This is a genomic window from Streptomyces sp. S3(2020) (genome assembly GCF_013044505.1).
Lineage (GTDB): Bacteria > Actinomycetota > Actinomycetes > Streptomycetales > Streptomycetaceae > Streptomyces.
In genome coordinates this window covers 40,127-53,830 of sequence record NZ_JABERD010000024.1, presented here as the reverse complement: position 1 = coordinate 53,830, position 13,704 = coordinate 40,127, and the positions used below count along the sequence as shown (strand labels likewise).

Genomic DNA, 13,704 nt, shown 5'->3' with positions numbered 1-13,704 from the left:
GACCGACACGGTAGGAAAACCGGATCCCCCTCCTGGTGACTCAGCCGGATTTCGTGCGCTGTCCGGACCGGACGCGGTGGAGGCCACCGGGGCTGAGCAGGAACACCGGGTCGCGGGAGACCGGCGCACCGTTCACGGACAGAGAACCGAACCGTCCCCGCACGGCACGCGCGACGACCAGCACGATGGAGCCGTCTTGCGGCCGATGAAGTGGGCAAGCCGTCCGCCGAAACGCAGCAGGCCTGCGCGTAGGCGGTGCAGCGGCCGGACCGGGTCCACGATGGCGCTCTTGCCATGAGGCCCGGGTAGCTCGGACCCAGGCTGGCCACAAAGTGCTCAGCGGACGTACAAGCCCTCGATCTCCTCCGCGAAGTCCCCCATCACCGTCTCCCGCCTCAGCTTCATCGAAGGAGTCAGGTGGCCGTCCCTCTCCGTGAAGTCCCTCGGCAGGACCACGAAACGGCGGATCGACTCCGGCCGGGACACCAGTTTGTTCGCCTCGTCGACCGCGCGTTGGAGGATGGCGCGCAACTCGGCGTCTTCGGTGAGGAGTTCGGCCGGGACGGGGTGTTTGCCGTTCATCTGGCGCCAGTGGGTGATGCCCTCCATGTCGAGGGTGATGAGGGCGGCGACGTAGGGGCGGCGGTCGCCCACGACCATGCACTGGGAGACCAGGGGGTGTTGGCGGAGCCAGTTCTCCAGGGGGGCAGGGGCCACCGTCTTGCCGCCCGCGGTGATGAGGAGTTCCTTCTTGCGGCCGGTGATGGTGAGGTAGCCCTCGTCGTCCAGGCTGCCGATGTCGCCGGTCGGGAACCAGCCGTCGGTGGAGGCCGGGATGACTCCGCCCGCGTTCGGGTCCCAGTAGCCCCGGAAGATCTGGCCGCCGGCCAGCAGGATCTCGCCGTCGGCCGCGATCCGGACCCGGGTGCCCGGCAGGGGCCAACCCACGGTTCCCAGACGGGACTTGAGGGGCGGGGTGACCGTGGCCGCGCCGGTGGACTCCGTGAGGCCGTAGCCCTCGTAGATCTCCATGCCCGCGCCCGCGAAGAACGCGTGGAGGCTGCGGCCCAGCGGTGAGCCGCCGCTGATGATGTGGCGGACCCGGCCGCCCATGGCGTTGCGGATGCGGCGGTAGACGAGGGGGTCGTAGAAGGTGCGGGCCGTCTTGAGCGCGGCGCCCGGGCCGCTGCCGGTGCCCGCCTGGCGGGCCTCCGTCGCCTCGCCGTAGCGGACGGCGACGCTCACCGCGCGGTCGAACGCGGCGACCCGGCCACCGGTCTCCGCCTTGGCCCGGGCGCTGTTGAAGACCTTCTCCAGCATGTACGGGATGACCAGGAGGAAGGTGGGCTTGAAGCCGGCCAGGTCGCCGAGCAGGTCCTCGGACTTGAGGCTGGGGGCGTGGCCGAGGCGGACCCGGGCCCTGACGCACGCGATCGCCACCATGCGGCCGAAGACGTGGGACATGGGGAGGAACAGCAGCGTCGCCAGTTCCTCGTCCGAGCGGGACCGGAAGACCGGGTGGAGGATCTCGATCGCGTTGTCGACCTCCGCCAGGAAGTTGCCGTGCGAGATCGCGCAGCCCTTGGGGCGGCCGGTCGTGCCCGAGGTGTAGATGACCGTGGCGAGGGTGTCCGGGCCCAGCATGCCCCGGCGTACGTCGATCTCCGCGTCGGGGACGGCCTGCCCGAGCTCGGCCAGGCGCTCCACATGCCCCTTCTCGATGACCCACAGGTGTTGCAGGTCGGGCAGGCGGTTGAGTTCGGGGCCGAGGGAGGAGGCCTGGGCGACGGTCTCCGTCACCAGGGCCACCGCGCCCGAGTCGTGCAGGATCCAGCGGGTCTGGAAGACCGAGGAGGTGGGGTAGATCGGGACCGTCACCAGTCCCGCCGCCCACGCGGCGAAGTCCAGCAGCGTCCACTCGTAGTTCGTGCGGGACATGACGGCGATCCGGTCGCCCGGCTGAAGGCCCTCCGAGATGAGGCCCTTGGCCAGCGCCAGCACCTGCGCCGCGAACTCGGCCGTGGTGACATCGGCCCAGCCGCCGTCCTCCGCCCGGCGGCTGAGCACCCTGTCCTGCGGGGCCGCCGCCGCGTTGTCGAAGGGCAGGTCGGCCAGCGAGCCGTGGGTCACGGGCGGCACGACCGGCGGGACGGACACCTCCCGGACCTCGCCGTCCAGTCGCTTGATCTCCGGCTCCACGAGCACGGGCGCGCCGTCGTAGTCGGTCGCGGAGACATAGGGGAGGGACGACGACATGGGCAGCTCCTGAGGCGCGCAGCTGGATACCGCTCTGCTGCATAGGTACGCGCCGTGCGTACCCGGGCGTTCACCGGTAGTGGCGGGTATGGGGGGTTACCGGCGGTTAGATCGGAGATCCTAGGAGGTGCGGGTGGCGAGTTTGTGTGATTTCGGGGAGGTTCCGGGGCTGGCTCTGTGCAACCTCTCCCGCAATATGAACCTTTGTCAGCTGTGCGTGGCGGGGGAATCGGCCCGCCCGCCGCTCATGGTCGTTCCAACACCGCCGTCACCCCCTGCCCGCCCGCCGCGCACACCGAGATCAGCCCGCGCCCCGAACCGCCTTGCTCCGCAAGGAGTTTCGCCAGCGTCGCCACGATCCGCGCACCGGTCGCCGCGAACGGATGGCCGGTCGCCAGCGACGATCCCGCCACGTTCAGCCGCGTCCGGTCCACCGGTTCGAGACCCGCCTTCTCCCATGCCTCCAGCGTGGCCAGCACCTGTGACGCGAACGCCTCGTGCACCTCCACGAGATCGAAGTCGCCCATCCCCAGCCCGGCCCGTTCCAGCATGCGCGGCACCGCGTGGGCCGGTGCCATCAGCAGGCCGTCCTCGCCCTTCACGAAGTCCACGGCGGCCGTCTCGTACGTCGACAGGTACGCCAGCGGCTCCAGCCCCCGCGCCGCCGCCCACTCCTGCGACGCCAGCAGCACGACCGCCGCCCCGTCGGTGAGCGGGGTCGAATTCCCGGCGGTCATCGTCGGGTTGGGGGCGTCGAGGCCGAACACCGGCTTCAGGGCGGCCAGTTTCTCCGCCGTCGAGTCCGGGCGCAGGTTCTGGTCGCGGTCCAGGCCCCGGAACGGCACCACCAGGTCCTGGAAGAAGCCGCGTTCGTACGCCGCCGCCAGCCGCTGGTGACTCGTCGCCGCCAGGTCGTCCTGGGCCTCGCGCGGGACACCCCAGGCGCGGGCGGTCACCGCCGCGTGCTCGCCCATCGACAGACCGGTGCGGGGCTCGGCGTTGCGCGGGATGTCGGGGATCAGATGGCCCGGCCGGATGCGGGCCAGCGCCTTGAGCCGGCCGCCCGCCGACTTCGCCCTGCGCGCCTCCAGGAGGATCCGCCGCAGGCCGTCGTTCACGCCCAGCGGTGCGTCGCTCGCGGTGTCCGCGCCGCCCGCGATCGCCGACTCGGTCTGGCCGAGCGCGATCTTGTTGGCGGCGGCGATGACGGCCTGGAGGCCGGTGCCGCAGGCCTGCTGGATGTCGTACGCCGGGGTCGTCGGGGCCAGCTTCGAGCCGAGGACCGTCTCGCGGGCCAGGTTGAAGTCGCGGCTGTGCTTGAGGACCGCGCCGGCGACGAACTCGCCCACGGCGCCGGGCTCCTGGAGTCCGTAGCGCTCCACCAGGCCGTCGACGACCGCCGTCAGCATCTCCTGGTTCGAGGCGGTGGCGTAGGGGCCGTCCGAGCGGGCGAAGGGCACGCGGGTGCCGCCGATGATCGCGACCCGCCGGGCCGCGGGCACCTGAAGGGGGCTCATCTCGACCTGCTCCTCATGCGTGACGTAGGCTTACCTGCGGTAACCTTACTCCAGAGTAAGAAGAGTGATAAGTGGTGGGACCGAGTGGGGAGACGGCAATGTCCGACCGTTATCTGAGCTTCAGCGGCACCGCGCCCGGCCGCTTCCTGACCCGCCGGCTGGGGCTGCCGCAGCCCGCGCCGCTGCGCCGCTGGTCGCCGGAGCACCCCGCGCTCGCGGGGGGCGAGGTCCTCCACCTCACCGCGGGCAAGCCCGCCCCCTCTCCCGCGGACAGCCCCAGCGCCGTCGTCCTCGACGCCACCGGAGTACGGGACGTCGACGGTCTCGCCGACGTCCACGCGGCCCTCCACCCCGTGGTGCGGTCGGTCGCCGCGAGCGGCCGGATCGTCGTGCTCGGCGCGCCCCTCGACCCCGCCGACCATCACCAGGCCGCCGTCCAGCAGGCCCTGGAGGGCTTCGCTCGCTCGCTGGGCAAGGAGATCGGGCGGGGCAGGACCGTGAACCTCGTACGGCTCACCGACCGGGCCGCCGCCGAGTCCACCCTCCGCTTCCTGCTCTCCCCCAAGTCCGCCTATGTCAGCGGTCAGGTCATCGAGGCGACGGGCGCGCCTGAGCAGGCGGTGGCCTTCGACCCGGACCGGCCCCTCGCCGGCCGCACCGCCCTCGTCACCGGCGCCGCCCGCGGCATCGGCGCGGCCGTCGCCGAGACCCTGGCCAGGGACGGGGCACGGGTCGTCGTACTCGACGTGCCGCAGGCCGAGGAGGACGCGCGAAAGCTCGCGGAGCGGCTCGGCGGCAGCGCCCTCGCGCTCGACATCACCGCCGCCGACGCGGGCGGGCGGATCGCCGCCGAACTGGCCGACGGAATCGACGTGTTGGTCCACAACGCCGGGATCACCCGGGACCGGCGGCTGGCCAACATGCCCGCGGACCGCTGGAGTTCCGTTCTCGACGTGAACCTCGCCGGTGTGCTGCGCACGACGGACGCGCTGCTGGCCGCGGGAGCCCTGAGGCCGGGCGGCCGGATCGTCGCCACCGCCTCCATCGCCGGGCTCGCCGGGAACGCGGGGCAGACCAACTACGGTGCGAGCAAGGCGGGCGTCGCCGGTCTGGTGCGGTCGCTCGCGCCCCGCGCCCTCGCCGGGCACGGGGTGACCGTGAACGCCGTCGCGCCCGGGTTCATCGAGACGAGGATGACCGCCGCCGTACCGCTCCTCATCCGTGAGGCGGGGCGCCGGATGAACTCCCTCGCCCAGGGCGGGCTGCCCGTCGACGTCGCCGAGACGACCGCGTGGCTCGCGCATCCGGCGTCGGGTGCGGTGAACGGGCAGGTCGTACGGGTCTGCGGCCAGAGCCTGTTGGGGGCGTAGTGACCGTCGTCCTCTCCCGGTCCCCCTCGCTCGGGCCCCTGTTCGCCCGCGGCGCCCTGCTCTCCGTCGTCAAACGGCCCCGCCCGGACGCCGAGTTCCCGCGCACCCGGCTGGTCCTGCCCGGGCTGCGGGTGGACCTGGCACGGCTGGCGGCCTACGAGCGGGTGTGCGGGTTCGCCACCGGCGACGACGCGCTGCCGGTGACGTATCCGCATGTGCTCGGCTTTCCGCTGGCCATGCGACTGATGAGCGCGCGGGACTTCCCGCTGCCGCTGCTCGGGCTCGTCCACACGTCGATCGCGATCACCCGGCACCGGGCGCCCGCCGCCACCGGGGAGCACGAACTCACCGTGTACGTCGACGGATTGGCGCCGCATCGGCGCGGCACCGAGGCGGGGGTCGTCACCGAGATGCGCGTCGACGACGAACTCGTATGGGAGTCACGCAGCACGTATCTGGCACGGCACGGCTCCACGTCCACCGGCACCGCCCCGGCCGAGAAGGGCACGTCGCTCCCCCCGGTCGCCGAGTGGCGCCTCGCCGGGGACATCGGCCGCCGGTACGCCTCCGCGTCCGGTGACCGCAACCCCATCCACCTCCACCCGCTCACCGCCCGCCTCTTCGGCTTCCCCCGGGCCATCGCCCACGGCATGTGGACGGTGGCCCGGTGCCTCGCCGCCCACGGCGTACCCCAAGCGGCCCTGGTACGAGCGGAGTTCAGGGCACCGGTGCTGCTGCCGGGGACGGTGACGTACGCGGCGCAGGACGAGCGGTTCGAGCTGCGGGGCGGTCAGGGGCGGCTCCACGTCAGCGGAAGCGTCTATCCGCTGGCGCCCTGAAGGACCCAGGGCCGGCCCTCCATCAGGTTCCCAAGACCGGCCCACGCGAAGTTCATCAGTGTCGCCGCCGCCTGCTTGGCGGTGACGCCCGGGGTGGCGTTGGCCCAGGCGGCGAGGGACTCGGCGGCGCCGACGAGGGCCTCGGCGAGACCGGCGACCTCGCGTTCGGGCAGGTCGGGATCGCGGTGGGCCTCGCGCGCGGCGACGACGATCAGCTGCGTCACGAACGCGACGATCTCCTCGCGCATCGCGGCGACCTCGGCGGCGAAGGGTTCACCGTGCGTACGGGCCTGGAGGTGCAGCACGGACCAGGCGTCCGGGTTCTGCGCGGTGTGCGTGAAGAACGCCAGCAGCCCGTCCCAGAGTTGGCGGTCCGCGGGCTGCTCGGTACGGACCCCGGACCGCACCGCCTCGGTGAGCGCGAGCGCCTCCCGGCGGATGCAGGCGGTGAAGAGGTCTTCCTTGGAGTTCAGGTACAGATAGACCAACGGCTTGGAGACACCCGCGAGTTCGGCGATCTCGTCCATCGACGCGGCCATGTACCCGCGCCGCCCGAAGGTCTCCACAGCGGCGTCCAGCATCTGCTGCTCACGGACCGCACGCGGCATCCGCTTGGTCTTCACTGCGCCCATGGGCCAAGACTAGGGCGTCTTCTCCTGTGCCCGCTCCGCGTCGTCGGCGGCGTCCTCCTGGTTGCGGTTGGCTTCCAGGTTCGCCTTGGCGCGGTCGACCTTCTCGACGATCTGCACGGAGGCCCGGTCGCGCTCCTTGCGCAGGGCCACGAAGCTGATGGGCGCGGAGATCACCAGGGAGAGCAGGACGATCCACATGCCGTTGGAGTCGCCGAGGCCGCGCGGGGCGACACCGGCGTAGACGAGGCCCCAGACGACCACGAGGCAGCCCACGAAGATCCCGAGGCGCATCAGTGTGTAGCGGAGCATCTCAATCCACTCTTCCGTTCCGGCTGAAAGTTCCCCTGAAGGTCCCAAAGGGCCAAAGGGCACCTTCCAGTGAAGCACGCCCGGTACCCGATCTTGCAGGGGGTCCACAGCGTCCACAGCATCAGGTCAGCGGGAGCCACATCATGATGTCGTCCCGGTAGTCGTCCGCGGACACCCGCAGCCCGCCCGGCACCCGGCCGACCTCCTTGTACCCGGCGGACGCGTAGAACCGCTCCAGGCCCAGGCCGCCCCGGCAGGTCAGCTTCAGCGCCTCCAGGCCGAAGCCGCGGGCCCGCGTCTCGACCTCCGCCAGCAGGGTCCGGCCGTGGCCGCCGCCCTGGACGGCCGGGTCGACCATGACGGTGTAGAGCCAGGCGTAGTGGCTCTGGAGGCGGTGCGCGTTGAAGCCGAAGAAGGCGGTCGCCCGCAGCCGGCCCTCCGCGTCGGACCCGGCGAGCAGACGGTGGCGCCCGGCCGCGGTCGACTCCGCGTAACGCTCCACGTCCGGACGTACGTCGTCATACGTCGTCGTACCGGTGAATCCGACCGCCCCGCCGGCGTTGTTCACGTCCACCCACAGGTGGGTCAGCTCGTCGAGCAGGGCGGGGGTGAGGTCGGGGTCCAGGCGGTACGTGAGCTCCATGGGCCCCGAGTCTAGATTCCGCGGATCATCACACCCGCATCGGCTGCGGGGACTCGCGACGGGCCGGGTCGGGACCGTCGTACTCCCGGATGATCTCGTACCGCGTGTTCCGCTCCACCGGCCGGAACCCGGCGTCCCTGATCAGGTCCAGGAGGTCCTCGCGGGTCAGCTTGTTCGGCGTGCCGTAGTTGTCCGCGTCATGGGTGATCTTGTACTCGACGACCGAACCGTCCATGTCGTCGGCGCCGTGCTGGAGGGCCAGCTGGGCGGTCTGGACGCCGTGCATGACCCAGAAGACCTTGACGTGCGGGACGTTGTCGAACAGGAGCCTCGACACCGCGAAGGTCTTCAGGGCCTCCGCGCCCGTCGCCATCTGCGTGCGCGCCTGGAGGCGGTTGCGGACCTTGCCGTCCTTCAGGTCGACGAAGTCGTGCTGGTAGCGCAGCGGGATGAAGACCTGGAAGCCGCCGGTCTCGTCCTGGAGCTCACGCAGCCGCAGCACGTGGTCCACCCGGTGCTTCGGCTCCTCGATGTGGCCGTAGAGCATGGTGGAGGGGGTCTTCAGACCCTTCTCGTGCGCCAGCCGGTGGATGCGCGACCAGTCCTCCCAGTGCGTCCGGTGGTCCACGATGTGCTGGCGGACCTCCCAGTCGAAGATCTCGGCGCCACCGCCGGTGAGGGACTCCAGACCGGCGTCGATCAGCTCGTCGAGGATCTCGGACGCCGACAGACCACTGATCGTCTCGAAGTGGTGGATCTCCGTCGCCGTGAAGGCCTTGAGGGAGACGTTCGGCAGCGCGGCCTTCAGCTCCCGCAGGGACCGCGGGTAGTACCGCCACGGCAGGTTCGGGTGCAGCCCGTTCACGATGTGCAGTTCGGTGAGGTTCTCGCTCTCCATCTCCGTCGCGAGCTTCACCGCCTCCTCGATCCGCATCGTGTACGCGTCCTTCTCGCCCGGCTTGCGCTGGAAGGAGCAGTAGGCGCAGGACGCCGTGCACACGTTGGTCATGTTGAGGTGGCGGTTGACGTTGAAGTGGACGACGTCACCGTTCTTCCGCGTCCGCACCTCGTGCGCGAGGCCGCCGAGCCAGGCCAGGTCGTCCGACTCGTAGAGCGCGATGCCGTCCTCCCGGGTCAGGCGAACGCCCTCCCGTACCTTGTCCTCCAGCTCGCGCCTGAGCCCGACGTCCATGCCACAACCTTTCTACGACGACCTGCCCCACCGTACGTCTACGCCTCTTCGGGAAGCTCTCCGACCCGGTTCTCCCACTTCGTGGAGAGCACGATCGTGGTACGGGTCCGGGACACGCCCTTGGTCCCGCTGAGCCGCCGGATGGTCTTCTCCAGGCCGTCGACGTCCGCGGCCCGCACCTTGAGCATGTACGAGTCGTCCCCGGCGATGAACCAGCAGTCCTCGATCTCGCCGAGGTCCTTCAGCCTGCGGGCCACGTCCTCGTGGTCGGTGGCGTCGGAGAGGGAGATGCCGATCAGCGCGGTGACGCCGAGGCCGAGCGAGGCGGAGTCGACGGTGGCGCGGTAGCCGGTGATGACACCGGCCGCCTCCAGCCGGTTGATGCGGTCGGTGACGCTGGGTCCCGACAGACCGACGAGGCGTCCCAGCTCCGCGTAGGAGGCCCGGCCGTTCTCCCTCAGGGCCTGGATGAGCTGCCTGTCCACCGCGTCCATGCGATCGAAGCCTTCCGCTGAGAAGTTCCCGAAGTGATGAGAGGTACTGCTGACGTACTGCGACTTGCTCAGATGGCGTTCACGTCGTGTGGGTTCCGCCGCCGAGTTCGCCCTTCCAGCGGCGGTAGAGCCGGTGCTCGACGCCCGCCGCGTCGAGGACCCGTCCGGCGACGAAGTCCACGAGGTCCTGGATGTGCGTCGCCCCCGCGTAGAAGGCCGGCGAGGCGGGCACCACGGTGGCGCCCGCGTCGTCCAGTGTCACCAGGTGCCGCAGGGTCTGCCCGTTCAAGGGGGTCTCCCGAACGGCTACCACCAGCTTGCGCCCCTCCTTGAGGGTCACGCTCGCCGCACGCTGCAACAGGTCCTTGGAGAGCCCGAGGGCGACACCGGCGACACAGGCGGTCGAGGCGGGCACGATCAGCATCCCCTTGACGGGGTACGACCCCGAGGACGGCCCCGCGGCCAGGTCCCCGGCGGCCCAGTACCGCACCCGCTCGATGCCGGCGCCGATGTCGAAGCCGCCCGGCTTGCCGTCTGCCCCCCTGGCCAGCCATTCCCGCAGGTCGTCCTGCCAGTGCGCGTCCCTGAAGGAGATCCCCGTCTCGTCCAGGAGCGTGAGCCGCGAGGCCCGGCTGACGACCAGGTCGACGCTCTCGCCGGTGTCGAGGAGCGCGCGCAGCACGGACGCGGCATACGGGGTGCCGGAAGCGCCGGACACCCCTACGATCCAAGGCGTACGCCGTGTCTCTCCTGGCTTGACTGGGTTCACACCCCCGAGCCTATCCGGCGTCGCAGGGTGGGAACCGGTCAAGGGGGTCTGGCCGTTCTCCTGAGGGGAATGGGGGTTGCCATGTCCGGTGCCGGGGTGGAGTGGTCGCGGGGCGACCGTGTGCGGGCGGCGGCCAAGCTGATGGTGGGCTGGGTGGCGCTGCTGTGGCTGCTGGAAGCGGTGGACGTGGCGAGCGGCCACGCGCTGGACGGCCTCGGTATCGTCCCGCGCACCGCCTCCGAGCTGATCGACGTGGTCCCGGCGTCGTTCATCCACTTCGGCTGGGCCCATGTGGCCGCGAACACCGTTCCGCTGCTGGTCATGGGCTTCCTGGCGGCCCTCGGCGGGATACGCCGCTTCCTCGCGGTCTGCGCGCTGGTCATCGTGGCCGACGGGCTGGGCGTGTGGCTCATAGCCCCGGCCCACACCAACACCGCGGGCGCCTCGGGCCTCATCTTCGGCCTCTTCGGCTTCCTACTGGTCAGCGGTTTCGTGGAGCGTCGGCTGCTCGGCGTCCTGGCCGGTCTGCTGGTCGGTGCCGTGTGGGGCAGCTCGATCCTGATGGGCCTCGCGCCCACCCAGACGGGCGTCAGCTGGCAGGGACACCTGCTGGGTCTGGTCGCGGGGGTGGCGGCGGCGTTCGTGTTCCGCCGCCGGACGCAAAGCGACGTCCTTCAGGCCTGAGCGGACGACTCCGGGTCCACGGGAAGGCGGCGGGTGTCGATGGTGAGCCGCCCGAGCTTGGTGTCCACTGTGGCCTTACCGCCGTACGCGAGTGTGTCCCGCCCGAGATAGCCGTCGGGGCCGGGATTCCAGAGCGTGACGAGGCTGCCCTGCCGCGGGTCGAAGATCAGATAGTTCGGGATGCCCCGGGAGGCGTACTGCTTGTTCTTGACCTCGTAGTCGTTGCGGACGCTGCTCGGAGAGACGACCTCGATGGCGAGCTCGATCAGGTCGGGCGAGTACGCCGTCAGGTTCCGCTGCTGCTCGGCCGCCGGGATGACCGCGAGATCGGGGCAGAATTCGAACTCGTCGCTGAACGGCACCGCCACATCGCTGATGAAGCCCCACTCCGGACCCAGTTGATCTTCGAGTTGGGTCCACAGCCTGACGATGGTCCGGTTGTGGAACGGCCTCAGGGGACCCAACACGATATTGCCCTCGACGATCTCCGTCCGGTATCCGCGGAACATGTCCTCGTACCGGGCGAGCCGCGAGTGCGGACGGTCGCTGTCCGAGACAGTCACATCGGCCTCCGTCGCTCCGCACTCGATGGTAGGCCGCACCGTACCTACACGGTCAGACCTCGAACCAAGAGATCCAGCAGCGCACACACGAACAGGGCGATCCCGATGAAGCCGTTGACGCTGAAGAACGCCCTGTTCAGGCGGGACAGGTCATGCGGGCGGACGATGTTGTGCTCGTACACGAACGCGCCCGCGACGATCATCAGGCCCACCCAGAAGAACCCGCCCGCGTCGGTCGCGACCGCGTACCAGACCAGCAGGCCCATGGTCAGGGCGTGGCAGACCCGCGCGCCCCAGATCGCCGCCGGGATGCCGAAGCGCGCCGGGACCGACATGACGCCGACCTCGCGGTCCGTCTCGACGTCCTGGCAGGCGTAGATGAGGTCGAAGCCGCCGATCCAGATGCCGACCGCGAGGCCGAGGATGACCGCGTCCCAGGACCAGGAACCGGTGATCGCCAGCCAGCCGCCGACCGGGCCCATCGCCTGGGCGAGACCGAGGATGGCCTGCGGGAAGTTCGTGAACCGTTTGCCGTAGGGGTAGACCACCATCGGAATGACGGCGACCGGCGCCAGCGCCAGGCACAGCGGGTTCAGCAGGGCCGCCGAGCCCAGGAAGACCACGACCGCGACCAGCGCGCCCGTCCAGGCGTGGCGCACCGACATCGCGCCGGTCACCAGCTCACGATGCGCCGTCCGGGGGTTCCGCGCGTCGATCTCGCGGTCGATGATCCGGTTCACGGCCATCGCGAAGGTGCGCAGACCGACCATGCAGACCGTCACGAGCAGCAGCCGGCCCCAGTGGATGTTCCTGTCCATCTGGAACATCGCGGTGAGCGCGGCGATGTACGCGAAAGGGAGCGCGAAGACCGAGTGCTCGATCATCACCAGACGCAGGAACGCCTTGGTGCGTCCCGGTTGCGGGATCGCGGCTGAAGCTGAACTCACAGTCCGTATTCCTTCCAGCGTCGGTCGACCTTCGCCGCCGTCTCCGGGTCGGACACCACCATGTCGGGCCAGCCTCCGTCACGGGTGTAGCCCTCCTCGGGCCACTTCTTCGTCGCGTCGATCCCCGCCTTGCCACCCCAGAACTGCTGGTAGGAGGCGTGGTCGAGATGGTCGACGGGTCCTTCCACGACGCTCAGGTCACGGGCGTAGTCCGTGTTCCCCAGCGCCCGCCACGCGACCTCGTGGAGGTCGTGGACGTCGCAGTCGGAGTCGACCACCACGATCAGCTTCGTCAGGGACATCATGTGGGCGCCCCAGATCGCGTGCATCACCTTCTGGGCGTGCTTGGGGTACTTCTTGTCGATCGAGACGATCGCGCAGTTGTGGAAGCCGCCCGCCTCGGGCAGGTGGTAGTCCACGATGTCGGGGACGATGATCTTCAGCAGCGGGAGGAAGAAGCGCTCCGTCGCCTTGCCCAGCGGGCCGTCCTCCGTCGGGGGCCTGCCCACCACGATCGACTGGAGCAGCGGCCGCTTCCGCATCGTCACACAGTCGATCTTCAGCGCGGGGAAGGGTTCCTGCGGGGTGTAGAAGCCCGTGTGGTCGCCGAAGGGGCCCTCGGGGAGCATCTCGCCCGGCTCCAGCCAGCCCTCGATCACGACCTCCGCCTGCGCCGGCACCTGGAGCGGCACCGTCTTGCAGTCGACCATCTCGATGCGCTTGCCCGCGAGGAAGCCGGCGAAGAGGTACTCGTCGATGTCGCCGGGGAGCGGCGCGGTGGAGGCGTAGGACACGGCCGGCGGGCAGCCGAAGGCGATCGCGACCGGAAGGCGCTCACCGCGCCGCGCGGCGACCTGGTAGTGGTTGCGGCTGTCCTTGTGGATCTGCCAGTGCATGCCGATCGTGCGCTTGTCGTGGCGCTGGAGCCGGTACAGACCGAGGTTGCGGATCCCGGACTCCGGGTCCTTGGTGTGGGTCAGGCCCAGGTTGAAGAAGGAGCCGCCGTCCTGCGGCCAGGTGAAGAGGGCGGGGAGCTGGTCCAGGTCGACGTCGTCACCGGTGAGGACGACCTCCTGCACGGGCGCGTCGCCGGACTTCACCTTCTTCGGCGGCACGTGCGTCATCGCGCCGAGCTTCCCGAAGGCCTCCCGCACGCCCACGAAGCCGTGCGGCAGCTCGGGCCGCAGCAGGCCGCCGATCTTCTCCGAGATCTCGGAGTACGACTTCAGGCCCAGCGCCTTCAGCAGCCGGCGGTCGGTCCCGAAGACGTTCATCGCGAGGGGCATCGAGGAGCCCTTCACGTTCTCGAAGAGCAGCGCCGGGCCCCCTGACTTCTGTACCCGGTCGACGATCTCCCCGACCTCCAAGTACGGATCCACCTCGGCCTTGATGCGCTTGAGGTCGCCCTCGCGCTCCAGGGCCCTGAGCAGGGAGCGAAGATCGTCGTAAGCCATGGGGTCAAGTATCCCCGAGCGGCTACCCTGGGCCT

Annotated in this window: 14 protein-coding genes; 3 read left to right on the top strand and 11 right to left on the bottom strand. The window is 70.3% G+C overall.

The window, feature by feature from the left end; all coding sequences use genetic code 11:
• Positions 1–336 precede the first annotated feature (336 nt).
• Both HLK59_RS11105 and HLK59_RS11100 read right to left on the bottom strand, forming a co-directional pair.
• Positions 337–2,256 carry an AMP-dependent synthetase/ligase gene (locus tag HLK59_RS11105; RefSeq protein ID WP_171141180.1) on the bottom strand — a complete coding sequence of 640 codons (1,920 nt, stop codon included), beginning with the start codon at positions 2,254–2,256 and terminating at the stop codon, positions 337–339.
• Positions 2,257–2,501: 245 nt separating this feature from the next.
• Complete coding sequence (locus tag HLK59_RS11100; protein WP_171141179.1) at positions 2,502–3,773, bottom strand: acetyl-CoA C-acetyltransferase; 1,272 nt, start codon at positions 3,771–3,773, stop codon at positions 2,502–2,504.
• Between the two features lie 98 nt (positions 3,774–3,871).
• Between HLK59_RS11100 and HLK59_RS11095 the strand changes: the two genes are divergently transcribed.
• Complete coding sequence (locus HLK59_RS11095) at positions 3,872–5,143, top strand: 3-oxoacyl-ACP reductase (protein ID WP_171141178.1); 1,272 nt, start codon at positions 3,872–3,874, stop codon at positions 5,141–5,143.
• On the top strand, positions 5,143–5,982 hold the full coding sequence (locus HLK59_RS11090; RefSeq protein WP_171141177.1) for a MaoC/PaaZ C-terminal domain-containing protein: 840 nt from the start codon (positions 5,143–5,145) through the stop codon (positions 5,980–5,982). The genes HLK59_RS11095 and HLK59_RS11090 overlap by 1 nt, the downstream gene beginning before the upstream one ends.
• On the opposite strand, the gene HLK59_RS11085 is transcribed toward HLK59_RS11090, so the two are convergent.
• From HLK59_RS11085 to HLK59_RS11060, 6 genes are all read right to left on the bottom strand, one after another.
• On the bottom strand, positions 5,964–6,614 hold the full coding sequence (locus tag HLK59_RS11085; RefSeq protein WP_171141176.1) for a TetR/AcrR family transcriptional regulator: 651 nt from the start codon (positions 6,612–6,614) through the stop codon (positions 5,964–5,966). The two genes, HLK59_RS11090 and HLK59_RS11085, sit on opposite strands and share 19 nt — an antisense overlap.
• A 9-nt stretch (positions 6,615–6,623) precedes the next feature.
• Positions 6,624–6,923, bottom strand: a complete 300-nt coding sequence (locus tag HLK59_RS11080) for a DUF4229 domain-containing protein (RefSeq protein WP_171141175.1) — start codon at positions 6,921–6,923, stop codon at positions 6,624–6,626.
• A gap of 121 nt (positions 6,924–7,044) precedes the next feature.
• A complete protein-coding gene (locus tag HLK59_RS11075; RefSeq protein ID WP_171141174.1) occupies positions 7,045–7,566 on the bottom strand; it encodes a GNAT family N-acetyltransferase in 522 nt (173 codons plus the stop codon).
• Between the two features lie 28 nt (positions 7,567–7,594).
• The gene (gene mqnE / locus HLK59_RS11070; RefSeq protein ID WP_171141173.1) at positions 7,595–8,758 is read right to left on the bottom strand and encodes an aminofutalosine synthase MqnE; all 1,164 of its coding nucleotides are present in this window, start codon (positions 8,756–8,758) and stop codon (positions 7,595–7,597) included.
• 38 nt (positions 8,759–8,796) lie between these two features.
• The gene (locus HLK59_RS11065; RefSeq protein WP_046261374.1) at positions 8,797–9,252 is read right to left on the bottom strand and encodes an Lrp/AsnC family transcriptional regulator; all 456 of its coding nucleotides are present in this window, start codon (positions 9,250–9,252) and stop codon (positions 8,797–8,799) included.
• Positions 9,253–9,331: 79 nt separating this feature from the next.
• Positions 9,332–10,021 carry a UbiX family flavin prenyltransferase gene (locus HLK59_RS11060; protein ID WP_171141172.1) on the bottom strand — a complete coding sequence of 230 codons (690 nt, stop codon included), beginning with the start codon at positions 10,019–10,021 and terminating at the stop codon, positions 9,332–9,334.
• A gap of 81 nt (positions 10,022–10,102) precedes the next feature.
• Between HLK59_RS11060 and HLK59_RS11055 the strand changes: the two genes are divergently transcribed.
• A complete protein-coding gene (locus HLK59_RS11055; protein WP_171141171.1) occupies positions 10,103–10,705 on the top strand; it encodes a rhomboid family intramembrane serine protease in 603 nt (200 codons plus the stop codon).
• On the opposite strand, the gene HLK59_RS11050 is transcribed toward HLK59_RS11055, so the two are convergent.
• The 3 genes from HLK59_RS11050 to HLK59_RS11040 are packed head-to-tail and all read right to left on the bottom strand — an operon-like array spanning position 10,696 to position 13,669.
• Positions 10,696–11,268, bottom strand: coding sequence for a Uma2 family endonuclease (locus tag HLK59_RS11050; protein WP_171141170.1), 573 nt, complete (start codon positions 11,266–11,268; stop codon positions 10,696–10,698). The genes HLK59_RS11055 and HLK59_RS11050 overlap by 10 nt on opposite strands.
• Before the next feature lie 44 nt (positions 11,269–11,312).
• On the bottom strand, positions 11,313–12,215 hold the full coding sequence (mqnP, locus tag HLK59_RS11045) for a menaquinone biosynthesis prenyltransferase MqnP (RefSeq protein ID WP_171141169.1): 903 nt from the start codon (positions 12,213–12,215) through the stop codon (positions 11,313–11,315).
• Complete coding sequence (locus HLK59_RS11040) at positions 12,212–13,669, bottom strand: menaquinone biosynthesis decarboxylase (RefSeq protein WP_171141168.1); 1,458 nt, start codon at positions 13,667–13,669, stop codon at positions 12,212–12,214. Before HLK59_RS11040 ends, mqnP begins: the two co-directional genes overlap by 4 nt.
• Between the last annotated feature and the right edge of the window lie 35 nt (positions 13,670–13,704).

Coding starts and splice junctions, on each gene's coding strand:
- HLK59_RS11105 (WP_171141180.1), bottom strand. CDS start 2,256: ATGTCGTCGTCCCTCCCCTATGTCTCCGCGACCGACTACGACGGCGCG.
- HLK59_RS11100 (WP_171141179.1), bottom strand. CDS start 3,773: ATGAGCCCCCTTCAGGTGCCCGCGGCCCGGCGGGTCGCGATCATCGGC.
- HLK59_RS11095 (WP_171141178.1), top strand. CDS start 3,872: ATGTCCGACCGTTATCTGAGCTTCAGCGGCACCGCGCCCGGCCGCTTC.
- HLK59_RS11085 (WP_171141176.1), bottom strand. CDS start 6,614: ATGGGCGCAGTGAAGACCAAGCGGATGCCGCGTGCGGTCCGTGAGCAG.
- HLK59_RS11080 (WP_171141175.1), bottom strand. CDS start 6,923: ATGCTCCGCTACACACTGATGCGCCTCGGGATCTTCGTGGGCTGCCTC.
- HLK59_RS11075 (WP_171141174.1), bottom strand. CDS start 7,566: ATGGAGCTCACGTACCGCCTGGACCCCGACCTCACCCCCGCCCTGCTC.
- mqnE (WP_171141173.1), bottom strand. CDS start 8,758: ATGGACGTCGGGCTCAGGCGCGAGCTGGAGGACAAGGTACGGGAGGGC.
- HLK59_RS11065 (WP_046261374.1), bottom strand. CDS start 9,252: ATGGACGCGGTGGACAGGCAGCTCATCCAGGCCCTGAGGGAGAACGGC.
- HLK59_RS11055 (WP_171141171.1), top strand. CDS start 10,103: ATGTCCGGTGCCGGGGTGGAGTGGTCGCGGGGCGACCGTGTGCGGGCG.
- HLK59_RS11040 (WP_171141168.1), bottom strand. CDS start 13,669: ATGGCTTACGACGATCTTCGCTCCCTGCTCAGGGCCCTGGAGCGCGAG.